Source organism: Enterobacter cloacae complex sp. 277I4 (assembly GCF_050031465.1).
Lineage (GTDB): Bacteria > Pseudomonadota > Gammaproteobacteria > Enterobacterales > Enterobacteriaceae > Enterobacter > Enterobacter cloacae.
On the sequence record NZ_JBLGWC010000001.1, the window covers coordinates 938,560 to 965,038 of the forward strand.

At 54.2% G+C, this 26,479-nt stretch carries 8 protein-coding genes and 1 pseudogene; 6 read left to right on the plus strand and 3 right to left on the minus strand.

The features are described from left to right. Positions 1–273: 273 nt before the first annotated feature. A pseudogene (locus ACQG19_RS04455) lies at positions 274–606 on the plus strand (transposase); the annotation flags it as partial. A gap of 851 nt (positions 607–1,457) precedes the next feature. Here ACQG19_RS04455 and ACQG19_RS04460 read toward each other — a convergent pair. Next, positions 1,458–3,305, minus strand: coding sequence for a hypothetical protein (locus ACQG19_RS04460; RefSeq protein ID WP_246932897.1), 1,848 nt, complete (start codon positions 3,303–3,305; stop codon positions 1,458–1,460). 103 nt (positions 3,306–3,408) lie between these two features. Between ACQG19_RS04460 and ACQG19_RS04465 the strand changes: the two genes are divergently transcribed. From ACQG19_RS04465 to ACQG19_RS04475, 3 genes are all read left to right on the plus strand, one after another. Beyond that, positions 3,409–3,633: a helix-turn-helix transcriptional regulator gene (locus tag ACQG19_RS04465; RefSeq protein ID WP_001614372.1), complete on the plus strand. Its 225-nt coding sequence runs from the start codon at positions 3,409–3,411 to the stop codon at positions 3,631–3,633. Positions 3,634–3,657: 24 nt separating this feature from the next. Continuing rightward, entirely contained in the window at positions 3,658–5,184 is a 1,527-nt protein-coding gene (locus ACQG19_RS04470) for a YfjI family protein (RefSeq protein ID WP_060615164.1), read from the plus strand. Between the two features lie 298 nt (positions 5,185–5,482). Further along, positions 5,483–6,181 carry an inovirus Gp2 family protein gene (locus tag ACQG19_RS04475; RefSeq protein WP_001614376.1) on the plus strand — a complete coding sequence of 233 codons (699 nt, stop codon included), beginning with the start codon at positions 5,483–5,485 and terminating at the stop codon, positions 6,179–6,181. Positions 6,182–6,232: 51 nt separating this feature from the next. Here ACQG19_RS04475 and ACQG19_RS04480 read toward each other — a convergent pair whose 3' ends face one another. Both ACQG19_RS04480 and ACQG19_RS04485 read right to left on the minus strand, forming a co-directional pair. Beyond that, positions 6,233–6,742, minus strand: a complete 510-nt coding sequence (locus ACQG19_RS04480; protein ID WP_163455359.1) for a hypothetical protein — start codon at positions 6,740–6,742, stop codon at positions 6,233–6,235. 22 nt (positions 6,743–6,764) lie between these two features. Then, the gene (locus tag ACQG19_RS04485) at positions 6,765–7,973 is read right to left on the minus strand and encodes a tyrosine-type recombinase/integrase (protein WP_060615163.1); all 1,209 of its coding nucleotides are present in this window, start codon (positions 7,971–7,973) and stop codon (positions 6,765–6,767) included. A gap of 667 nt (positions 7,974–8,640) precedes the next feature. Between ACQG19_RS04485 and ACQG19_RS04490 the strand changes: the two genes are divergently transcribed. Both ACQG19_RS04490 and ACQG19_RS04495 read left to right on the plus strand, forming a co-directional pair. Continuing rightward, on the plus strand, positions 8,641–11,118 hold the full coding sequence (locus ACQG19_RS04490; RefSeq protein WP_426725821.1) for an Ig-like domain-containing protein: 2,478 nt from the start codon (positions 8,641–8,643) through the stop codon (positions 11,116–11,118). Beyond that, the gene (locus ACQG19_RS04495; RefSeq protein WP_426725990.1) at positions 11,115–26,474 is read left to right on the plus strand and encodes an Ig-like domain-containing protein; all 15,360 of its coding nucleotides are present in this window, start codon (positions 11,115–11,117) and stop codon (positions 26,472–26,474) included. The genes ACQG19_RS04490 and ACQG19_RS04495 overlap by 4 nt, the downstream gene beginning before the upstream one ends. The last annotated feature ends 5 nt before the right edge of the window (positions 26,475–26,479 follow it).

A 26,479-nucleotide genomic window follows, 5' to 3' on the forward strand; every position in this document is an offset into this window, starting at 1 on the left:
CATCAATAAACTGGTGGAGTAGTTAGACTTTACCAGAATTAATAGCATTGACGGCGTGTGCTCTTTGTATGCGCCCAATGGAACATTGAAAACCTCCTTGGCTAAGGTACTAAAGGACATTGAAGAAGAAAGGCAGTCAAAGGATATTATCTTTCCAGAGCGTGCAACTAAACGACTTGTTACTTTAGATGGCCAGCCTGTTGATGCTGGCCAAATAATGGTCATTAATTCCTACGACGAAAGTTATAGCTCCAAGCAGGTTTCCACACTACTGGTTATCCGGCCATGCTTCGCATGGATAACGGCCCGGAATTTATCTCTCTGGCGCTGGCTGAATGGGCAGAGAAACATGCAGTAAAACTGGAATTTATCCAGCCGGGTAAGCCGACGCAGAACGCTTTCATTGAGCGCTTTAACCGGACATGCCGTACGGAAATACTCGATTTTTATCTGTTCAGAACGCTGAATGAAGTGCGGGAAATCACGGAAAAATGGTTGTCAGAATATAACTGTGAACGCCCGCATGAATCACTGAACAATATGACGCCGGAGGAATATCGACAACACCATTATTTGGCTGGGATCTCAAAAAATGCATGGAACTAAAGCGGGTCTATTTACACTGACGATGAACCAGCTCTTCGAACTCTTGGATATACTCTGGAGAGTAGCAGTCCAGCACGTATTTGCAGTTTTCAGGGAAGTGGAGCAGTCCAGGATATAGCTGAAGTTAATCCTGAGTAAATCAATTTTTGCTGGAGATGGATATAATGCATGAAGCAATGAGCTTTCCATGGAAAGTTAATAACTCTTCGAGAACAAGCCTGTTATCATTACAACTAATGATAAAACGAGTGTATCCATGTTCAATATATTAATGCTCAGTCAATTAATTTTTCATACCGCAGAGTTGGTATAATTTTTTATCCTGTTAGGACTACCGGAATCGTCAGAGTGGAGGTTAAAGATCCTTACAAAAATATATTCTGCAAATTCGTGAAAGCTATTATTATCCAGCAATAAAAATCTTGATGCAGTTAAATCTGTTTATCCTGCTGATACTGACGCTCTGGGGGTTGCTTACATTATAGTCGTAACCTCTCTGCCGCACAAATGAACCTTATATAATCACTTAAAATTACCCGGTATTGTTGTTTGTCACGGCATAATCATGGGGTGGTGCTAGCCTCGACTGACTAAATAGAGTGGGTAACGAAGCGTTTTATAAATTATTGGAATTATTCCAGTAATAAACGAATTGCTACGAACCAATTATTCGCCTGGGAGCAGCAGCGACCTGGTTCGGGTATTGATAGAGCACAAAAAAAGCCAAGGTAGCCTTGGGTCTTGATTTACCTACTTTTTCTGAACTGTAAAATGTTACTTTCAATGTAAGCCCCCCGGCTACAGTGGCTACGCGTAGCCACTGTAGCCGGGGGAGATGCAAAAATATGCACTTATTTTCCACCTCCCTGTGTTTTCCCCGCCTGTATCTTTCTTTCTTCCTCCAGAATCTTCAGGGCTCCATATGTCAAATTCCAGTTTTTTTTGTCAACTGAAAGAATTATATTTTTTATTTCCTCTCCCGGACAGCGAAGATATTTTGTTAAGCTCTCCAGGTCCCGTACGCACGCCAAAAGAGGACAGTTAATCAGTATGCCGATAAGGCTATCATTCAGTTCACCTCGAGCCAGAACTTTTTTATTTTTCAGAATGAAAGCTAAATCCTGGCAGGAAGTAATTTTTTCAACAAAGATAATGTTGAGTATCTTACCCAGGATAGTGTCAACTTTATCAAGAAGCCCGTAAACAGACTCAGGATAAATACCTTCCAGCTCAAGGTCATTCCAGTCACTTATTCTCCTGACCATGTTATTATACATCCTTACCGAACGCATGATGGTCAGATTGTTGGCATCTGATAAAATGGATTCAGAAAGATGGATGCTTTTCATATCAGAGCCGTCACTGTGGGTTTCTGTATAAGCCCAACTGACGGGAATATAGTCAGTATAAATTCCCTGATTTTCAAGAATAGTTGTTACAGCTGATGAGAAAACACCTTTTTTAACGGTTTTCCTCTCGAACTTTATGCGTAATGCAATATGGATAACTAAAAAAGCAGATGCCAGGTATCCTACAGGTAAATCATCCAGAGGAATAATTTTGACTTTCTCATAGGCTTCCTCTGTTTCCCCTTTACTGATTAAATCTATAAGCTTCCAGAGTTCAAAATACGGTTGAACAAGCTGTTTATGGGGTTCTTTTTTTAATTTTACAGCGATGTCAGTTAACTGTGCTTCGGAGATAATGGTTTTATCATTGAAGTTGAAAACGATGTTTTTTAATGCGCTGATACTCTGTAAACATTCCTCGTTTATATTCAGGGAGATCGGTTTTATTCTCTTATGATAATAATTCGCAATTGAGTTAATCATGGTATCATGATGGATAAAATCTTGGGGTTCTGGTTCATACAGTAGTCTGCATAACATTGCTGATATATTGCCGGGTTTTATTCCATTGTCTACATAGTTTCTGTAGTACCGTGAGATGATATTAATGACAGGGAGTTTTCGCTCAGCATTCAGGAGTACGGTCAGGGAGTAATGGGCTTTTTTTATATTGTCAAGGTTGACTCTGATGCTGTTCAGTGTCTTATCGTCGACAATACCAGAATACGCCTCAAGGCATTCTATAATTGATGTATCCAGCGCACCTTTTTTCTGTGTGTTACCAGTGCGGATATTTTCAATGACTTTTAAAAGAGGTGCCAGATTATCTGAGTCTGTACGAGAGAAAATTTGTTTTCTTACTAAATTCTTCAGATACTGCCGAACAGCAGAAAAAGCCCCTTCTTTTTTCTCCTGCCAGCATGGGCAATAATCTTTTTGCAAGAAAATGTGTATGTGGTGATAGAAGCTATTTTTGTTTTCAGAGTTGTAAGTTTTATAGATATCAAGTGCGATGAGCCTGGGGAGTATATACTGGGCGTAGCGGATTTGTACTTGTTTGCGACTTAGTTCAGTAAAAACAGGCCGAGTCATCAGAGCATTATAAAGTTGCTCATATTTATAAAAAATCTTCCTTCTTTGCTCCGTACTGAACACCCCCTCCTCATCAAGGTGTCTGATGATTTCATCATAGCGTTTCTCTTCCATCAGCTCTTCGTCATCATTGTTATCGAAAAAACGCTGGTGACCTGAAAAGTTAGCGGATCCACGTATGTCTGCTTGGCGAGCCCCTTTCTGGAACAGGCCGAAGGACTCGTAAACATCGTACATCAGACTGGCAAAAGTGTGCATTGTCACTCCCTGTGGTTGGTTTCGTTTTTTTTACGGGGACAGTATTTCAGTTCCTGTGGAAAATTGCGACCACAGCCAGAGACATCCAACAGGAGAATCGAAAATGTCATCTGTTTACACCAGACAACCAGAGCCACAACAGCGCATTCTGCGCATGAGAGAGCTGACGAAGATAGTTGGCCTGTCCCGGTCAACTATCTATGAAAAGCTAAATCCCGAATCCAGGTATTACGACGAAACGTTTCCAAAACCCGTGAGACTTGGTGCTGCTTCCGTTGGATGGCGTTCCACTTCCGTTGATGAGTGGATCGCTTCCAGAAGCGTTTAATTTTTTCTCAAAAGAGACTATGCAATGAAACTTACCCATAAAAAAACTGAAAATCATCATGTTAATCTGAACACAAGAGCAATTTTGACTTTTTTTCAACAAATCATTTCTTTCATTTACGGCAAAACCAGCGCGGCGGTTGAGCTTATCTTTGCAACCCTCCTGGGGAGCATGGCTCTGGCCTGCCAGGATATGTATGATGTTGAAATTGATGATGATATTATCGTTCCTGTATCGCATTTTCACATAATACTGGCAAGGTCCGGAAGCAAAAAAACGACGGTATACAGGCTCATCATGGCGCAAATTCATCAAACTGAACGTGAGTTGGCTGAGGTGTTTTTAGTCATGCTGAAGAAATATGAACGGCAATACGTGCTATGGGATGAAGAATGTAAGAGCCTTAAGAAATCGCTTCAGAAAGCAGTGCGCCAGAAAGAGGGAGTGGAGACGGCCAGAAATGAACTGGATGAATGTCTCAGAAATGAACCGGTTAAGCCTGTAAGGGTGCATCTGACGGTAACGGATCCCACGCCGGAAGCCCTTCTGAAAGAGCTGGGGCAATACTCCAGTCTGGGTATCACCTCTGACGAGGGAAGTGCTCTGTATGAAAGCATCATGCGCCGTAAGATCGCAATTAATAATACGCTATGGTGTGGTGATGATTATCGGGTCAGTCGTGCGTCAACGGGTATCACAGATATTAAAGATCCCCGGCTTGGTATGCTGTTAATGACACAGCCGGAGCCACATGACTGCACACTGAAATCACTGGGTAACGCAATACGAGCAACGGGAATTTATGCGCGTACGTTAACTATGGATCTTACGTTACTCACCAGACAGATTGATATTGATGAGCTGGTTTCTGGCGATGAGTCCGATCTGGAAAAGTTTTATGCCATTCAGAAAAAACATTTACTTGCCGGGATGGAACGCAGAAAAAAAAATCAACCCCGAATCTGTATGACTTTTGCTCCTGACGCAAAGAAGCGGTTGCGTGATGTTGGTAGGGACGTAAAGCGTCTGATGCAGCCGGGGGGAAAACTGTACCATCATAACGACTGGGCTGCGCGGTACTGCGAACATACCGCGAGGAGTGCTGCTGTGATGCAGCTGTTTATCACTCCTGACTCAACCGTTATTACGCTGGAAACTCTGGAAGCTGCATTGTTAATATCGGAATGGCACCTTAATCATTTTATTGTAAAAATGGATGTGGTCAGGGGACCTTCCCATTCTGAAAGAGTACTCAGTTGGCTTGAAAACCATCTTGTTAAAAATGGGTCTTATGATTTTTTAAGGCGTGACATGATGCAAGATATACATCGTTCGCTCAGAAAAAAAGCTGATCTTGAGCCTGTTCTGGAACAGCTTGCTGATGAAGGGAAAGTCCAGTTGTGGGAAGACGCAAGCGGAACGCATTATGTCAAATACCTAGCTTCCGAAATAGCACCTTCAGAACTGGATACAGAACACAAGGCTTTGAAAGGTATACCAGAATATCATGGGGGAGGTAGTGCTATCAGTAGCATCCCGCTGAGAGAATAACTTCAGAGTGATTTTTACGATTTATCAGGTGGTTATGGATCTCATAACCCTTAGTGTGCTGCGGGTTTCGTTGTTGATAGTGGGATTATTATCCGTATTGATTAGTCGGTATATGTAATATATTTATCATTGCTGGTAGGTGCTCTTGCGTCAATACACTAAATATCGGTATATGCCAACACAATAATCAAACCTGAGTATCAGCAGAGATAATAAATCCCTGCAGGGTAACCTGTACGCTTAATTGGGTAGCAGCTTGCTACCCAATATCTAATGAATTTTGCTGAAAGGTATTATTATGAAATCACCTTATGGTTTAACTGAGAAAGAGTTTGAATTCCTGCAGAAGGAAGCTGAAGGTAAATATGATTCGAGAATATCAGGACATATGCTTCGTCGATCGCTGGCTGTAATATCTAATTATCTGGAAAACTATAACCGGATATTCGCATTACGCGCTGACCTGAGGTTTGCTCAGTCCCATGTGCCAGGAGAGCCGGACTTGCCGATATGCTTTCAGAAGGATGATGAGAAAGCCATTACTCGGGCTATGGAATCCCTTAAAAGCCGGTTAAGGGAAGAACACAAGCGTTTTGGCAGGCCTGGTGAGCCTGTGCCACTCGGCTATATCTGGGCCAGAGAGCGTGTTACCGGGGAACATCCTCACTACCATCTGGTTCTGCTGTTTGACAGAGAGGCCTATGCCTATCTGGGAGATTATACAAAGCCTGACGCTGATAATATGGGGACCCGGATACAGAAAGCCTGGTGCAGCGCCATTGGGCTTGATTATCCTGAATATGCTTATCTCCCGCATTTTCCGAAGAATCACAGCGCGTGGTTCACTCGGGATGATGCGTTAACGTTAAGTGCTGATTATTATGACTTTCTGCTACGGGTAGCCTATCTGAGCAAAGAATACAGTAAAGACTTCCATGACGGTTATCGCAACTTTGGCACAAGCCAGCTAATACAGCCCCCCTTGAGCGACAAATAGAACTTCAGTTGCAGACTTGCCGATATAAGCGCAGGTCTGCATTGCTCGCCCTCACCCGACTAGCTGGCGATAATCGCATTCCATCTCATCAATAAAATCATTACCGATTGTAGGAAAACCATAGGTTAAGAGTTCTCTCCCTTGAATTTTAAATAAAATATAGAGATAGCTATCCTTTCTGTGAGCAACGTGAACAGGCAAAAAAGGCCTGTTTTTGACGATAGCTTCGTTTAGTTTGCTGGTGCTGATGACATTATATTGATCCCCTGTGATATCAATAACGTAATCACCCACTTCCAGCCAGTAGTGAGTAATCGCGCCATTTTTACCAGTGGCTCCTGAAACACCTTTCAATTCCAGATCAGGCCATAATTTCAGAAAGTGGAAGGAAAGTAGCATTGAGCAAAGTTTGCAGCTCATGACAGGAAAGCCATGAGGGATGAGGTATGTTGTTGAGGGATCGCATTTTTCGAGTAGTTCTCGAAATCTATTCGCCTCTTCACGTGCAGCCTGAATGGTAAACAAAATTCCCCCAAGTCTATTATATGAGTGTTTAGACATACCCTGCGACAAGGCTTGTTTATCAGGTCTTGGAGATCGCAGACATAACGTAATCTCCCCATGCCTGCATCATAGGCCTTCGTTCATTTAACAAATCTGTACGATGGTAGGCAGCTTCAGATTTGTTCCTGATAGTGTGAGCCAGTGCACGTTCAGCCAAATCATGTGGGTAATGCTGTTCGCTACACCAGTCACGAAAACTGGAGCGAAATCCATGTGCGACCGCAAATCGTCCCTGGGTATCGCTGATAGCCTTTGTTTTGCGTAAAAATGATGTCAAAACCATATCAGAGAGAACGGTTTGTTTTCTGGGGGAAGGGAATACCAGCGTTTCATGTAATCCTCTCATCTGTTCAAGCAACTCAAGCGCCTGAGTTGACAGTGGTACTCTGTGCCGGACACCGCCTTTCATTCGACCTGGTGGGATGGTCCAGATCTGGCGTTTAAAATCAATTTCGCACCATTCCATCGCACGAGCTTCACCCGAACGACATGCTGTCAGTATGACAAATAATAGTAGTCCTCGGGTAACGTTGTAACGATCTTCAGTGTAAACGCGGCTTGCGATGTATAACGGTATGACTTTCCAGGGCATAGCAGGCTGATGTTCAGTACGTATACTGGCGCTGACCTGCTGGGGAAGGAGGTGGTCGACTACATCAACAGGATTGGCTGAGCAGAACCCATGAGCCCAGGCCCACTGCATTACTTTATGAATACGTTGTTTTACCCGTCCAGCGGTTTCGGGGATAGTCATCCACGAAGGACGCAAAACATCCGCAACATTGGCAGGTGTAATCGCATCAAGAGGAACGGTCCCCATAGCTGGAAACACATGCTGTTCGAGTGTAGATATCCACTGCCGGGCATGCTTTTTGTTACGCCATCCTGGAAGCAACTCAGTATGAACTTTTCGTGCAGCCTCTTCAAAAGTCGGAATTACGATTTTGGTCGTCTCCGCTTTTTTAAGTTCAAGAGGGTCATCTCCAGCCGATAATTGTTCTCGCATGGTTTGCGCGAGTTTAGCCGCTTCAGCAATACTGACTTCGGGGTAAGAGCCAAGACCGGCATTACGTCGTTTCTGAGTTACAGGGCTGACGTAGCGTAGCACCCACTTTCCGCGTCCTTTAGTGGAAGATGGATGTAGTGTTAGGCCAGTGACACCACCATGCGAAATCGGTTTGTCATTGGGTTTGATATGACGGGCTTTGGTATCAGTGAGTAAGGCCATAAGTGGTGGCTTCCTTTAAATCTGAGTATGCCTTCAGTATGCCATCTGGTATGCCATTAATTGAAGCTTTCTTTGGATGGGACTAACATACATCGGACGGTGAATGGTGTGATTTACTGTATATGTGCGGGTTTTATTGATGGGAACGTACAAAATCGGATTTATATCAAGCGGACGTCCGTTCCGCCACTATTCAGGCCCACGTTATTTATAACGTGGGCCTTTTTCATTTCTGCGTTTCTTCAATCCTGAATTTCTCTCGTCTACCCGGCCCGTTGCTGTCGTCACGCGGTGAACGGCTGAGTTCCTGTTGAATTTATTTTTAATTAAAAATCTCATTCTGTTATTTTTATTAAAATAATCAATTTGATTTATTATTCTTTTCGTGTAAGTTCTTAACCGTTAATTATTCTTTCCCTCCTTCTTCTTTGTTCACTCATTAATAGCTTTTTGATGTCAACTATTCCTAATGCGGCGTAGAGCGTTGCGTGGTTTTTTCCTACCCATATAAAGAGGTCAGACATGATAGTTTTAAGCATCATGTCGATGAACCCTGTGGACATGAATTATCTCAGAAAGGTTTCAACGTAAGGCAGTTCAGGGTGTATCAACAAAAATGTTTATATATCCACAATTTAGTGAGTGAAATTCACCAAGGACTTTAAGTATGACGGACAATAAAGTCATTTTAGCGGTCAATAACGGAGACGGAAAAACTCGGTTGTTGACCGCAGATGCAGGCCGGACGGTTAAGGTAAAACTTATCCCCGGCAATAAATATTTATTGAAGAATATTAACGACGACTTCGCTCCAGAAAATATTACGCTGCAGCGCGTAGACAAGGCGCTGCACATTATCCAGGAAGGCGATACACAGCCAAGCATAATTATTGAAGATTACTTCAATGGTGATCCTAACAACCCGGTGCTGATGGGCATGGCGGAAGATGGATTACTCTACGCCTATGTTCCTCTGTCGGGCGAAAGCTACGACACCGGCTATCTGATGGCTGACGGCAGCATGTCTCCTGTGGCGTTAGGCGGAGAACCGTTAGGCGCGGGTGGGCCTCTTCTGACGGCACCGGATGACGACAACGACATGCTGTTTGGCATGCTGGGATGGTTTGCACTTGCGGCGGCGGGTGTAGGGGCTGCTTTCGCGCTGTCTGAGATGGACAAAGACGACGGCGATAACCACTCCACGCCTGATAAGCCGAGCATCGGCACCACAATGGATGATGAAGGCTCAATCAAAGGCCCGTTAAAATCAGGTGATACAACCGATGACTCAACGCCGACGCTGACCGGTAAAGGTAAGCCTGGTGACACCATCCATATCTACGATAACGACAAAGAGATCGGCTCCGTTATCGTCGATGATGAAGGCGAGTGGAGCTATACGCCTGATAAGCCACTGGGCGAAGGCGAGCACGAGCTGACCGTCGTGGAAAAAGATCCTGACGGCAACGCGAGTCCTCCATCAGACCCGATTGTCATCGTCGTTGATACGGTTGCGCCAAAAGCGCCGACGATTGAACACATCATGGACAAAGTGGGTAAAACCACCGGTGAAATTCATGATGATGCTTACACCGACGATCCTCAACCGGAAATGAGCGGCACCGGTGAAGCTGGCGCAACGATCGCAATTTACGATAACGGTAAAAAGATCGGCGAAACCACCGTTAACGAGGATGGCCGTTGGTATTTCAAACCGTCCGAAAACCTCACTGACGGTAGCCACAGCATCACGGTCAGCCAGACGGATAAAGCGGGTAACGTCAGCGAACCGTCTGATGAGCGTGATTTTATTGTATTGACTGAACCTCCGGGAAAAGCAGAAACGCCTGAGGTCATTGACAATACCGGTCCGGTAACCGGTCCGCTCAAACCGGGCGATTTGACGGATGACAGTCAGCCTTCTTTCAGTGGAGAGGGAACACCGGGCAATACCATCATTATCAAAGACAATGATAAAGAGATCGGCTCGGTTATCGTCGACGACGAAGGTAAATGGTCATTTACACCTAAGGATGAACTTGCCGAGGGTGAACATAATGTCGTGGTCGTTGAGGAAGATCCGCTCGGCAATGAAGGCGATCCTTCCGATCCGATTCAGATTATTGTGGATACCACGCCGCCAGCCAAACCGGATATGGCCGATGCCCAGGATAATACCGGGCCGATTACGGGCCAGCTGAAAGGCGGTGACGTCACGGATGAAACCCGTCCGGTATTCAGCGGTAAAGGCGAACCGGGCGACACCGTGACCATTTATGATGGTGACGAGGTGCTTGGCACAACCGTTATTGACGATAAAGGCAACTGGACGCTGAAACCAGAGAAACCGCTGGGTGAAGGCGATCACAGCATCACCGTTACGCAGACGGATAAGGCGGGCAATACCAGCGACCCCTCGGAAGCGCTGGAGTTTGAAGTTGACACTACCGCGCCTGATGCTTCAGCAAATGTTCTGAATATTACCGCCGTTGCGGATGACGTAGGCGATCGTCAGGGCAATGTAGCCAGCGGTGACATCACCGATGACAGCAAACCGCTCATCAGTGGTATCGGTGAAGCCGGGAACACCGTCTTTGTCTACACCACCGACTCTTCCGGCAAACACCTGATTGGTACAGCGGTGGTAGGCAGTGATGGCACCTGGAGCCTGACACCAGAAACTCCACTGACGGAAGGCCTGAACAAGCTGACCCTGGAGACGCAGGACCCGGCGGGCAACCGCGTTGCCGGTGAAGCGCCGTCTTACGACATCAATCTGCTGATCCCGGTGAGTACTGCACCGTCCATCAACAGCGTTGTGGACAACGCCGAGCCGCACGTCGGTCCAATGCAGAAAGGCGAATCCACCAACGACACCACCCCAACCCTGAGCGGCAGCGCTGCACCGGGCGACGTTGTGTCTATCCTCGACAACGGGAAAGTGATTGGTACCGTCACGGCGGACAGCAACGGGAAGTGGGCGTTCACCCCGGATACAGCGCTGGCGGATGGCAAGCACACCTTCACCGTCACGGCGACTGACGCAGCGGGCAACGTGCGCACCAGCGGCAGCTTCCCGATCGTGATCGATACTGCGGCACCGTCTCCGGCAGAAAATATCGTTATCAATGATAACGTGGCATAAGCAGGGGCCGGTGGGTCGGCGACACCACCGACAATGGTCCCCCGACCCTGAGCGGCGAAGCTGAGCCGGGCAGCGTGGTGGACATCTACGATAACGACGAGAAGATCGGTTCCGTCATCGTTGATGACGAAGGTAAATGGTCCTATACGCCAGACACGCCTCTGGCTAAAGGCGATCATGAGATCACCACTACCGTGACCGATCCGTCTGGCAACACCAGTGAACCGTCTCCGGGGATCTCCTTCACCGTCGATCCGGATCCAAACCAGGTGACCGTGGGTGAGGTGGTGGATGACCAGGGGCCGATCGTGGGCAACCTGAAGCCAGGCACCGTGACCGATGATGTCCGCCCTGAACTGAGCGGTAAAGGTAAGCCAGGCAGCACCGTAACCATCATGGATGGCGACGATGTACTGGGCTCCACCGTAGTGGATCCGGACGGCAACTGGACCTTCACCCCTGAACAGGATCTGGCCGATGGCGATCACAGCCTGACCGTGATTTCCAAAGACCCGGCCGGAAACGAGGTGACCTCTCCTTCCTTTGATATTACCGTTGATGCGACCGCCCCGGAAAAACCTGTACTGGGATCCGCAACGGATGATGTGGGAACAATTCGTGGCGATCTGAGCAACGGCGGCACCACCGACGACGCAAACCCAACCTTCAACGGCTCTGCAGAGCCGGGCAGCCGTGTCGATATTTATGACAACGGTGAGCATATTGGTTCGACGATTGCGGACGACAACGGCGCCTGGCAGTTCACGCCAACCACACCTCTGCCAGAAGGTGAGCACCATATCACCACCACCGCAACGGATGAAGCGGGCAACACCGGTCCGGAATCGGATGATTTTGTGCTGGTGACCGACTACACCCCACCAGTGGCAAGCAGCGATGTACTGAACATTACGTCCGTAATGGATGATGTCGGCGGCCGTCAGGGTAACGTGGCCAGCGGTGAAATCACCGATGACAGCAAACCGGTTATCAATGGTATTGGTGAAGCGGGAAGCACCGTCTTTGTTTACAGCACGGATGCTAACGGCAAACATCTGCTGGGCTCAGCCGTGGTCAACAGTGAAGGCACCTGGACGCTGGCACTGGATACACCGCTGGTGGAAGGGCTTAATCAGCTGACGCTGGAAACCCAGGACGCAGTAGGCAACCGCGTAGCGGGTGAAGCACCGTCTTACGACATTACCGTTCTGATCCCGGTCAGCACCGAGCCGTCCATCAACAGCGTTGTGGACAACGCCGAGCCGCACGTCGGCCCAATGCAGAAAGGCGAAACCACCAACGACACCACCCCAACCCTGAGCGGCAGCGCTGCACCGGGCGACGTTGTGTCTATCCTCGACAACGGGAAAGTGATTGGCACCGTCAAGGCGGACAGCAGCGGTAAGTGGTCGTTCACCCCGGATACTGCGCTGGCGGATGGTCAGCACACCTTCACCGTCACTGCGACTGACGCAGCGGGCAACGCGCGCACCAGCGGCAGCTTCCCGATCGTGATTGACACTGCGGCACCGTCTCCGGCAGAAAATATCGTTATCAATGATAACGTGGGCGACAAGCAGGGGCCGGTAGGTCCAGGCGACACCACCGACGATCAGTCCCCGACCCTGAGCGGCGAAGCCGAGCCGGGCAGCGTGGTGGACATCTATGATAACGACGAGAAGATCGGTTCCGTCATCGTTGATGACGAAGGTAAATGGTCCTACACGCCAGATAAGCCTCTGGCTAAAGGCGAGCATGAGATCACCACCACCGTGACCGATCCGTCTGGCAATACCAGTGAACCGTCTCCGGGGATCTCCTTCACCGTCGACCCGGATCCAAACCAGGTGACCGTGGGTGAAGTGGTGGATGATCAGGGGCCGATCGTGGGCAACCTGAAGCCAGGCACCGTGACCGATGACGCACGTCCTGAACTGAGCGGTAAAGGTAAGCCAGGCAGCACCGTGACCATCATGGATGGTGACGATGTACTGGGCTCCACTGTGGTGGATCCGGACGGCAACTGGACCTTCACTCCTGAACAGGATCTGGCCGATGGCGATCACAGCCTGACCGTGATTTCCAAAGACCCGGCCGGAAACGACGTGACCTCTCCGTCCTTTGATATCTCTGTCGATACCGTGGCACCGGAAAAACCGGTTATTGGTGTTGCGACTGATGACGTCGGCTCCAGCCGTGGCGATCTGAGCAGCGGCAGCACCACCGATGATGCGAACCCAACCTTTAAAGGTTCCGCAGAGCCGGGCAGCCGTGTCGATATCTATGATAACGGGGAGCTGATTGGTTCTACCGTGGTGGACGAAAATGGCGGCTGGCAATTTACGCCAACCACCGCGCTGCCAGAGGGTGAGCACCATATCACCACTACCGCAACCGATAAGGCCGGTAACACGGGTCCGGAATCAGATGATTTTGTACTGATCACCGACTACACCGCGCCTGACGCCAGCAAAGTGGCGATCACCGAAGTCTACGACGACGTGAACACCGCAGGCGTGATTGCCTCCGGCGGGGAAACCGACGACAACCGTCCGCTGATCAAGGGGACGGGCGCAGAGCCGGGCAACACCATCACCGTCTACAACGGCGACAAGGTGATTGGCACCGCGAAAGTGCAGGCTGACGGCACCTGGTCCCTGGAGCCGACCACGCCGCTGCCGGACGGGAAGTACACCCTGACGGCGAAAGAGACCGACGGCGTGGGCAACGTCTCCGGCCCGTCCGGTGAGTACATCATCAACGTGGCCACCGTACCGCCGCAGGCACCGACGCTGGACACCGTCTATGACGACGTGGCCCCGCATGCGGACTACCTGCAGAAGGGCGACGTCACCAACGACACCACCCCGACCCTGAGCGGCAGCAGCGGCGTGGCAGGCGGCACCATCAGTATCTACGACAACGGTCGTCTGATTGGCACCACCTCCGTGGGCAGCAACGGCAGCTGGAGCTTCACGCCGGGTACGGCGCTGGCAGACGGCAGCCATAACTTCACCGCCACCGTCACCGACGGCGTGGGCCGCACCAGTGAGCCAACCGGCGGCTTCGGTATCGTTATCGATACAAAAGCCCCGGACGCGGCCTCTGACCTGCTGGTCACCGACAACGTCGGTGCGTACCAGGGCCCGGTCGTGAGCGGCGACACCACCGATGACAACACCCCGACCCTGAGCGGTAAGGCCGAGCCGGGCAGCACGGTGAACATCATCGACAACGGCCAGGTCATCGGCACCGCGAAGGTGAACCCGGACGGCACCTGGAGCTACACCCCGGACCAGCCGCTGGCGAACGGCGCACACGACCTGACCACCACCGTCACCGATCCGTCGGGCAACACCGGGCCGGAAGGCTCGCACGTGGTCATCACCGTTGACGTGGTCCCGGGCAAGGTGGAAATCACCGCCGTGACCGATGACACCGGCAGCGTGACCGGCAGCCTGTCGCAGGGCGCGCTCACCGACGACACCCGTCCGCAAATCAGCGGCACGGCGAAGGCGGGCAGCACCGTGACCATCATGGACGGCAGCAACGTGCTGGGCACCACCACCGCGGGCGCGGACGGCACCTGGAGCTTCACGCCGAGCGTGGACCTGGGCCGCGGGGACCACACCTTCACCGCCACGGCGAAGGACCCGATGGGCAACGAGTCAGCCAGCAGCAGCTGGACCGTGACCATCGACACCGATGCACCGGTGAAACCGACCATCGACGCGGCGCTGGACGACGTGGGCAGCGTGCAGGGTAACCTGGCGAACGGCGGCACCACCGACGATCCGACCCCGACCCTGAGCGGCAAGGCGGAAGCGGGCAGCACCGTGAAGATCTACGATCAGAACGGTCTGCTGGGCGAAGTGACGGCGAAAGCTGACGGCACCTGGAGCTTCTCACCGGTGGCGAAACTGCCGGAAGGCGAGCACCGCTTCCACGTGACGGCCACCGACAAGGCGGGCAACACCAGTTCTGCGTCAGACGACTTTGTCCTGACCCTGGACTACACCGCGCCTGACGCGAGCAAGCTGGCGATCACCGAAGTCTATGACGACGTGAACACCGCAGGCGTGATTGCCTCCGGCGAAGAAACCGACGACAACCGTCCGCTGATCAAGGGGACGGGCGCAGAGCCGGGCAACACCATCACCGTCTACAACGGCGACAAGGTGATTGGCACCGCGAAAGTGCAGGCTGACGGCACCTGGTCCCTGGAGCCGACCACGCCGCTGCCGGACGGGAAGTACACCCTGACGGCGAAAGAGACCGACGGCGTGGGCAACGTCTCCGGTCCGTCCGGCGAGTACATCATCAACGTGGCCACCGTACCGCCGCAGGCACCGACGCTGGACACCGTCTATGACGACGTGGCCCCGCATGCGGACTACCTGCAGAAGGGCGATGTCACCAACGACACCACCCCGACCCTGAGCGGCAGCAGCGGCGTGGCGGGCGGTACCATCAGTATCTACGACAACGGTCGTCTGATTGGCACCACCACCGTGGCCGGCAACGGCAGCTGGAGCTTCACGCCGGGTACGGCGCTGGCAGACGGCAGCCATAACTTCACCGCCACCGTCACCGACGGCGTGGGGCGCACCAGTGAGCCAACCGGCGGCTTCGGTATCGTTATCGATACAAAAGCCCCGGACGCGGCCTCTGACCTGCTGGTCACCGACAACGTCGGTGCGTACCAGGGCCCGGTCGTGAGCGGCGACACCACCGATGACAACACCCCGACCCTGAGCGGTAAGGCCGAGCCGGGCAGCACGGTGAACATCATCGACAACGGCCAGGTCATCGGCACCGCGAAGGTGAACCCGGACGGCACCTGGAGCTACACCCCGGACCAGCCGCTGGCGAACGGCGCACACGACCTGACCACCACCGTCACCGATCCGTCGGGCAACACCGGGCCGGAAGGCTCGCACGTGGTCATCACCGTTGACGTGGTCCCGGGCAAGGTGGAAATCACCGCCGTGACCGATGACACCGGCAGCGTGACCGGCAGCCTGTCGCAGGGCGCGCTCACCGACGACACCCGTCCGCAAATCAGCGGCACGGCGAAGGCGGGCAGCACCGTGACCATCATGGACGGCAGCAACGTGCTGGGCACCACCACCGCGGGCGCGGACGGCACCTGGAGCTTCACGCCGAGCGTGGACCTGGGCCGCGGGGACCACACCTTCACCGCCACGGCGAAGGACCCGATGGGCAACGAGTCAGCCAGCAGCAGCTGGACCGTGACCATCGACACCGATGCACCGGTGAAACCGACCATCGACGCGGCGCTGGACGACGTGGGCAGCGTGCAGGGTAACCTGGCGAACGGCGGCACCACCGACGATCCGACCCCGACCCTGAGCGGCAAGGCGGAAGCGGGCAGCACCGTGAAGATCTACGATCAGAACGGCCTGCTGGGCGAAGTGACGGCGAAAACTGACGGCACCTGGAGCTTCTCACCGGTGGCGAAACTGCCGGAAGGCGAGCACCGCTTCCACGTGACGACCACCGACAAGGCGGGCAACACCAGTGTGGCATCGGACGACTTCGTCCTGACCCTGGACTACACCGCCCCGGATGCGAGCAAGCTGGCGATCACCGAAGTCTATGACGACGTGAACACCGCAGGCGTGATTGCCTCCGGCGAAGAAACCGACGACAACCGTCCGCTGATCAAGGGGACGGGCGCAGAGCCGGGCAACACCATCACCGTCTACAACGGCGACAAGGTGATTGGCACCGCGAAAGTACAGGCCGACGGCACCTGGTCCCTGGAGCCGACCACTCCGCTGCCGGACGGGAAGTACACCCTGACGGCGAAAGAGACCGACGGCGTGGGCAATGTCTCCGGTCCGTCCGGTGAGTACATCATCAACGTGGCTACCGTACCGCCGCAGGCACCGACGCTGGACACCGTCTATGACGACGTGGCCCCGCATGCGGACTACCTGCAGAAGGGCGATGTCACCAACGACACCACCCCGACCCTGAGCGGCAGCAGCGGCGTGGCGGGCGGCACCATCAGTATCTACGACAACGGTCGTCTGATTGGCACCACCTCCGTGGGCAGCAACGGCAGCTGGAGCTTCACGCCGGGTACGGCGCTGGCAGACGGCAGCCATAACTTCACCGCCACCGTCACCGACGGCGTGGGCCGCACCAGTGAGCCAACCGGCGGCTTCGGTATCGTTATCGATACAAAAGCCCCGGACGCGGCCTCTGACCTGCTGGTCACCGACAACGTCGGTGCGTACCAGGGCCCGGTCGTGAGCGGCGACACCACCGATGACAACACCCCGACCCTGAGCGGTAAGGCCGAGCCGGGCAGCACGGTGAACATCATCGACAACGGCCAGGTCATCGGCACCGCGAAGGTGAACCCGGACGGCACCTGGAGCTACACCCCGGACCAGCCGCTGGCGAACGGCGCACACGACCTGACCACCACCGTCACCGATCCGTCGGGCAACACCGGGCCGGAAGGCTCGCACGTGGTCATCACCGTTGACGTGGTCCCGGGCAAGGTGGAAATCACCGCCGTGACCGATGACACCGGCAGCGTGACCGGCAGCCTGTCGCAGGGCGCGCTCACCGACGACACCCGTCCGCAAATCAGCGGCACGGCGAAGGCGGGCAGCACCGTGACCATCATGGACGGCAGCAACGTGCTGGGCACCACCACCGCGGGCGCGGACGGCACCTGGAGCTTCACGCCGAGCGTGGACCTGGGCCGCGGGGACCACACCTTCACCGCCACGGCGAAGGACCCGATGGGCAACGAGTCAGCCAGCAGCAGCTGGACCGTGACCATCGACACCGATGCACCGGTGAAACCGACCATCGACGCGGCGCTGGACGACGTGGGCAGCGTGCAGGGTAACCTGGCGAACGGCGGCACCACCGACGATCCGACCCCGACCCTGAGCGGCAAGGCGGAAGCGGGCAGCACCGTGAAGATCTACGATCAGAACGGCCTGCTGGGCGAAGTGACGGCGAAAGCCGACGGCACCTGGAGCTTCTCACCGGTGGCGAAACTGCCGGAAGGCGAGCACCGCTTCCACGTGACGGCCACCGACAAGGCGGGCAACACCAGTTCTGCGTCAGACGACTTTGTCCTGACCCTGGACTACACCGCGCCTGACGCGAGCAAGCTGGCGATCACCGAAGTCTATGACGACGTGAACACCGCAGGCGTGATTGCCTCCGGCGAAGAAACCGACGACAACCGTCCGCTGATCAAGGGGACGGGCGCAGAGCCGGGCAACACCATCACCGTGTATAACGGCGACAAGGTGATTGGCACCGCGAAAGTACAGGCTGACGGCACCTGGTCCCTGGAGCCGACCACGCCGCTGCCGGACGGGAAGTACACCCTGACGGCGAAAGAGACCGACGGCGTGGGCAACGTCTCCGGTCCGTCCGGCGAGTACATCATCAACGTGGCTACCGTACCGCCGCAGGCACCGACGCTGGACACCGTCTATGACGACGTGGCCCCGCATGCGGACTACCTGCAGAAGGGCGATGTCACCAACGACACCACCCCGACCCTGAGCGGCAGCAGCGGCGTGGCGGGCGGTACCATCAGTATCTACGACAACGGTCGTCTGATTGGCACCACCACCGTGGCCGGCAACGGCAGCTGGAGCTTCACGCCGGGTACGGCGCTGGCAGACGGCAGCCATAACTTCACCGCCACCGTCACCGACGGCGTGGGGCGCACCAGTGAGCCAACCGGCGGCTTCGGTATCGTTATCGATACAAAAGCCCCGGACGCGGCCTCTGACCTGCTGGTCACCGACAACGTCGGTGCGTACCAGGGCCCGGTCGTGAGCGGCGACACCACCGATGACAACACCCCGACCCTGAGCGGTAAGGCCGAGCCGGGCAGCACGGTGAACATCATCGACAACGGCCAGGTCATCGGCACCGCGAAGGTGAACCCGGACGGCACCTGGAGCTACACCCCGGACCAGCCGCTGGCGAACGGCGCACACGACCTGACCACCACCGTCACCGATCCGTCGGGCAACACCGGGCCGGAAGGCTCGCACGTGGTCATCACCGTTGACGTGGTCCCGGGCAAGGTGGAAATCACCGCCGTGACCGATGACACCGGCAGCGTGACCGGCAGCCTGTCGCAGGGCGCGCTCACCGACGACACCCGTCCGCAAATCAGCGGCACGGCGAAGGCGGGCAGCACCGTGACCATCATGGACGGCAGCAACGTGCTGGGCACCACCACCGCGGGCGCGGACGGCACCTGGAGCTTCACGCCGAGCGTGGACCTGGGCCGCGGGGACCACACCTTCACCGCCACGGCGAAGGACCCGATGGGCAACGAGTCAGCCAGCAGCAGCTGGACCGTGACCATCGACACCGATGCACCGGTGAAACCGACCATCGACGCGGCGCTGGACGACGTGGGCAGCGTGCAGGGTAACCTGGCGAACGGCGGCACCACCGACGATCCGACCCCGACCCTGAGCGGCAAGGCGGAAGCGGGCAGCACCGTGAAGATCTACGATCAGAACGGCCTGCTGGGCGAAGTGACGGCGAAAACTGACGGCACCTGGAGCTTCTCACCGGTGGCGAAACTGCCGGAAGGCGAGCACCGCTTCCACGTGACGACCACCGACAAGGCGGGCAACACCAGTGTGGCATCGGACGACTTCGTCCTGACCCTGGACTTCACCGCCCCGGACGTGAGCAAAGTGAGCATTACCGATGTGGTGGATGATTTTGGTTCCGTCACCGGATCGATTGCTTCGGGTGGTAAGACGGACGATAACACGCCGTTGATCAAGGGTACGGGCGCAGAGCCGGGTAACACCATCACCGTCTATAACGGCGACAAGGTGATCGGCACCGCGAAAGTACAGGCTGACGGCACCTGGGAACTTCAGGTCACGAAAGCCCTGCCTGACGGGACGTACAACCTGACGGTGAAAGAGACCGACAGCGTGGGTAACACCACGGCGGCATCACCGGAATACATTATTCAGATCGATGCTGGCGGTCAGCCGCTGCCACCGACCCTGAGCAGTGTGGAAGATGATGTTGCGCCGCATACCGGGCCATTACAAAAGGATGCGACAACCAACGACAACACCTTGTTGTTGACGGGTACGGCTGAAGCCGGTGTCACGGTTCGCATTTATGGCGGCCCGAACGGTACCACCCTGCTGGGTGAAACCAAGGCCGATGCCCAGGGCAAATGGAGCTTCAATACGCCGAAACTGGCGGACGGCGTTCATACGTTTGTCGCGGAAGCGATTAACGACATTGGTCAGGTAAGCCCGCAGACTGGCGGCTTCCCAATCACGGTAGATACCAGCGCGCCGGGTGAGGTCACAGGCTTTATCGTGAGCGATAACGAAGGTCCACAGACCGGTACATTGTCCAATGGCGATACCACTGACGATGCGACACCGACGATCAGCGGTAAAGCAGAGCCAGGCAGCGTTGTTCACATCTATGTGAACGGCCAGGAAAACGGTACTGCGGTTGCAGACGCGAACGGTAACTGGACTTACACCACCGGTTCTCTGGTGGATGGAGAATACACCTTCACCGCGCGTGCTGAAGATTCAGCAGGCAACCTGGGGGCTGAAAATGCCGGTGTTACCGTCACGCTTGATACCTCCAGCGTTCCGGTCACCATCGTCCGCGTAATGGATGATAAAGGCAGCGTCACGGGTGAACTGAAGGCGAACGACGTCACTGACGACGCACGTCCGGAAATCAGCGGTAAGGCGAAAGCAGGCAGCACTGTCACCATCATGGATGGCAACGTGGTGTTGGGCAGCGTCAAGGCCGATGCCAGTGGCACCTGGGTATTTACGCCTACCAGCGATCTGGGCGATGGCGTACATAACATTACGGCAACCGCGAAAGATCTGACGGGTAAAGAGGATACCTCCAGCACCTTCAGCTTCGAAATTGACAGTAAAGCACCGAACCGTCCGAGTATCGATTACGCGGAAGATCAGGTGGGGACGGTCAAGGACGATCTGAACAGCAACGATGTCACTGACGATCCGCAGCCAATCCTGCACGGTACGGCTGAAGCGGGCAGCACCGTCAATATTTACACCGTTGACGGCACCCTGCTGGGTTCAGTCACCGCGAACAGCAACGGTGCATGGAACTTCAAACCGGGCAGCAAGTTACCGGAAGGCAAAAACACCTTCTACGTGACGGCCACGGATGAAGCCGGCAACGTCAGTGACAAGTCTGCGGACTTCATTCTGACCACCGACTACACCGCGCCGGATGGGAGCAAAGTGGCGATCACGGAAGTGATCGATAACTATGGCAGCGTCACCGGTAAAGTGGAAAGCGGCGGTGTACTGGATGACAGTCGTCCTGTCATTAAAGGTACCGGGGCTGAAATCGGTAACGTGATTACCGTTTACACCACGGATGCCAGCGGCGCGACGAAAGTACTGGGTACGACGAAGGTCGATGCCAATGGTACATGGACGCTGACGGTATCGGATGCGCTGTATGCCGACCTGAACAAACTGACCGTAACGGAAACGGATACGACGGGTAACACCGCGAAACCGTCTACGAGCTACGATGTCACGTTGTCCTCTGCGCCGGGTGTGCCTGTGATTGATGGCATTACGGATGATGCGGGCAGCGCAAACGTCGAGCTGAGTAATGGCGGCCTGACCAAAGACACCACACCGACACTGCACGGTACGGCGTCCGGCGTTGCGGGTAATACCGTTACAATCTACAACGGCAGCCAGGTTGTGGGCACCACAACATTGGATGCGAATGGTCACTGGAGCTTCACGCCGGGTACGGCACTGGCAGATGGCAGCTATCACTTTACTGTGACGGTGACCAACACGGCCGGTCAGGAAAGTGAGAAGAGCCAGGTCTATAGCATTGATGTTGATGCAACAGCCCCAAATCCTGCCACGGATATCCTGATCGCGGATGATGTGTCACCGATTACGGGTAATCTGCAAGACGGTGATGTGACCGATGACAATAAACCTACCTTTAGCGGTAAAGCTGAGGCGGGAAGTACGGTCAACATCCTTGATGGCGGCAAAGTCATTGGCAGCACCACGGTTGACAGCACTGGCAACTGGGACTGGACGCCAGGTACGGCATTGGCGGATGGCGATCACGCCTTCACGACAACCGTTACGGATAAAGCGGGTAACACCAGCGCACCAACAGGTGTGGTGAATATCACGGTTGATACGCAGGGGTCTACGGTTGCCCTGTCAATCGATGGCTATCACGACGATGTGGGTACGAATACCGGCCTGATCCTGGGCAGCGGTACCAGTACTGACGATACGTCCCCGATCCTGCAGGGTAGCTGGAGCGGCGATCTTGAAACCACAGAGTCTATCCGTGTTTATCAGGATGGCATCCTGCTCGGCCTGGCCGTGCTGGATCGCGCTAACCATACCTGGACGATGGCCGTAAATGGGTTGGTCAATGCCAACACCTACAAGTTTACTGTTGTGGCAGTGGACGTGGCAGGCAACGAATCAGCACCTTCTGCTGAGTTCGCGCTGACCATCGATCAGGACGCGCCGACTCAGACCGTGAGCATCACCAGCTACACCGATGATGTGGGTCTGGTAACGGGTAACATGCCGGGTAACACCTCGACGGATGACCGTCAGCCTGTCCTGAACGGTAAGGTAACGGGCACGCCGCTGGAAGCCGGTGATGAAGTTCGCATCTATGATGTGAGCAGCAACACCATGCTGGGCACCGCGACGGTTAACTCTGATGGCACCTGGAGCTTCGAGCTGCCGCCGCTGGATGACAACATGACCCACACCTTCCGTGCGGTTGTGGCGGATAACGTCGGCAACGAAGGGACGCCGTCCAGTGACTTTGCGATCACTGTCGACCTGAATCTCCTCGTGAATAAGCAGGATACGCTGGACACAACGCCAATCGTTTCTGGCTCTACGGGCTTTGAGATCCAGCAGGGTGAATACGTTGAAGTCACCGTAAACGGTAAGACCTACAGCTCCCAGAACGGGCAGGTTGTGGTCGATATGCGTAACAACACCTGGTATGTACAAATCCCGGATGCTGATGCGCTGAACGTGGGGACATATGACGTTAAGGCTGTGCTGTTCGACGCTGCAGGTGTGCAGATCGCGGCGGATGATTCGTCGAATGAACTGGTCGTTTCTCCAACACCGAAGGTAAGTGTCGGTGCAGGTGGCGGCGATCCGGATCAGAAAGCGACTTCCGTAACCCTGAGTGAAGACGGCGTATGGCGTATTCACTCTAACCAGACCATGCTGGATTCGACGGCAACGTCGTCGTCTTCTCTGGGCGATTTCTCTACAACCCGCTTGCAGAGTAACTCCGGCACGGGCTACAGCTCGAACAACTATGTGCAGAACGCCACATTCATCGACTATAACCGCGATGGCATGATGGATCTGTTTACCGTTGACAGTAACTATGACGACGGCCAGCAGATGTTCTACTACAACGGTTCGACCTATACCGCCTACCAGGTGGGGGCCTTTGAACGAGCTCCGCAGACCGGCGAGTTTGCCGGTGATGCGAACACGGACGGCAGTGCGAACACCTGGAGCTGGTACGGCGGTATTGTTGCTATCGATAAGAACGGTGACGGTTACGTTGATATGATCAACGGTGACCAGACGCCTAACGACAGTGCTATCCGCGGTGGCTATGGTTCGCAAATCGTACTGAACAACGATGGTACCGTTGTCGGTATGAGCAAAGACGGGACCTTCGCGACCGACTATGCGGCAGATTCTGGCTACGATCCAATTGGTCTGGATCAGTCGCAACCGGATATGGAACTGTCCGGCGTGGACATCAACAACGACGGTATCGTTGACTTTGTAATGCACAGTCAAAACATCGTTGCGGATGGTTCGCGTATCGATGCCAATGGTGCGACCGACAGTTCGGCTGCGCGCAGTACTAACCAGGCGCGTCTGGTCGTGGTTAACGGTACCAACAACGGCAACTGGAAGGTCACGCAGATTGTTGACAACGTCTTCCAGCGTGGTTCCGACAGTGACCCGGATATCGGTAACGGTGTGGCCATGACCTGGGGTGATTACAACGGCGATGGTTATCTGGACCTGTTCCTGGGCCGAGGAAGCGAAAGCACAACCTCCGATTCGAGTGCGGGCAACAACGCCGGGGAATATGCCAGCCGTATTCACTTCAACGATGGCAACGGCAAGTTACTGTCCGATGATGGAGACAATAACGGTATCGGCAACCCGACGGGTATGTATACCTTCAACGATACGTTGGCGGGTGGTGCCTCTCTGGCGCTGGACTGGAACCACGACGGTAAGACGGACGTCATCGAACTGCCGGGTATGGAGTCTTCCTCTGGCGGTATCAACGATGCGGCGGCGACAGGGCCAATCAACCTGTATACCAACACCTCGGTGAACGGTAACACGAGCTTCACGACCTCCAACCTGTTAACGCAGGTCGGTAAGAGCACCATCGGTGGTTCGTCTACGGCTCAGCAGGTGACTGGCGCAATCGCGATTGACGTCGACTGGGATGGCGATCGCGATCTGCTGGCCTTTACCAGCGGTGGCACGACAACCTACATCGAGAACAAGAACGAGGTGGCGCACGGTACGTCGATTCATCTGCGTATTCTTGACGAAGGCGGCATCAACACCCTGTTCGGTAACACCGTACAGCTGATTGATGAAGCGACTGGTCAGGTGGTTTCCACCCAGATCATCAACGCCCAGTCAGGTAACCAGACGAACGACAGTACCGCTATCGTGGACTTCTACAATCTGGATGCGACCAAGTCGTACAGCGCGGTCATTCTGCGTTCTACGGGGGGAGCCGTATCTAACGTTGGTGGGGTTGCTACGGTAGACGGCAAGGCCGTTCAGAACGTGAACAAGGCCTGGGGCGGCCTGACCGCGGCGGAAGGTAACCACGCGTATGTGCTGACGACCGAGTCAGAAAATAACGTGGCAAACGCCAGCGCATCGGGTGGCACCAATACCACAGGTATCGTGGGAACGGGTTATAACGACACCTTCTTCGCAACGTTGGGCAATGACCTCTACAACGGGGCAGGTGGTACAGAAACCGTTTCCGGCGTGAAGTCGTGGAACAATACCGGTGGCCTGGACATTGTTGACTACAAACTGGCGGGAAGCACGCCTCTGAATATCGATCTGAATAAGACCGGTATGCAGAATACGGGCTTCGGTAGCGCACAGTTTGTGAATGTCGAAGGTCTGGCTGGCGGTAGTGGAAACGACACCTTTACCGGTAATGCGGCTAACAACTACTTCGAAGGCCGTGCGGGTGCGGACACCTTCTATCTCGACAATGACGGGAAAGGCGGTGGTCAGGATACGTTGAAATACCAGGTCCAGGAGAATGGTAGAACCAACGGCACCGGCGGTAATGGCAGCGATGTGGTCCATGGCTTTGTTGTCGGTACCGTGGAAGCGACCCGGAAAGCGGATATCATCGATATCAGCAGCCTGTTGGTCGGCTATGCAGGTGATGCTGACGGTGCTGCGCACTATATCAATGGTGTTGCTACCATCGATGCGGGTGATGCAATTGCTCAGTATCTGTCCGTTACCTACAACGGTAAGGACACCATCCTGAGCATTGACCGTGACGGCAGCGGTTCCGGTTTCGGCGCAAGTCAGGTGCTGACCATCGCGGATACCAAAGTTGACCTTGAAACCCTGCTGGCTAACCATCAGCTGGTTATCAAAGGCCCGGATGTCTCAACGATGAACTACAGCGCACTGAACGAAGGGGTAACCGTCAACATGTGGACTGGATTCACCTCTGCGGGCGGTAAGCTGGAAGACATCGTGAAGATTGTCGGTACCCAGACGGACGACACCATTACGGATAACTCGTTTAGCAACGTGATTGCAGGAGAGGGTGGAAATGACACCTTCTACCTGATGAACGGTGGAAACGATGTATTGATGTACAACGTGCTGGAAGGGATGGAAAACGATGCGACTGGCGGCAACGGTCACGACACGGTTCACGGCTTTAAAGTGGGCAACGTGGAGAAAGACAGTGATGCCGATACGCTCAACCTCAGCGACCTTGTCGATTACAGCGGTCCGGTAACCTTCTTCGAGAACAACGGGAAGATGGAACTGGACGCGGAATCAAAAGGTCTGGAGGACTACCTGAAAGTAGATGTGGTAGGTAACGACACCGTGATCAGTGTCGATATCGACGGTCAGGGCGGACAGCATGGATTTACGCAGGTTGTCACGCTGGCTGACGTGCAAACGGATTTGGTGACGCTGCTACAGAATAACCAAATCATGATGTAACCCAG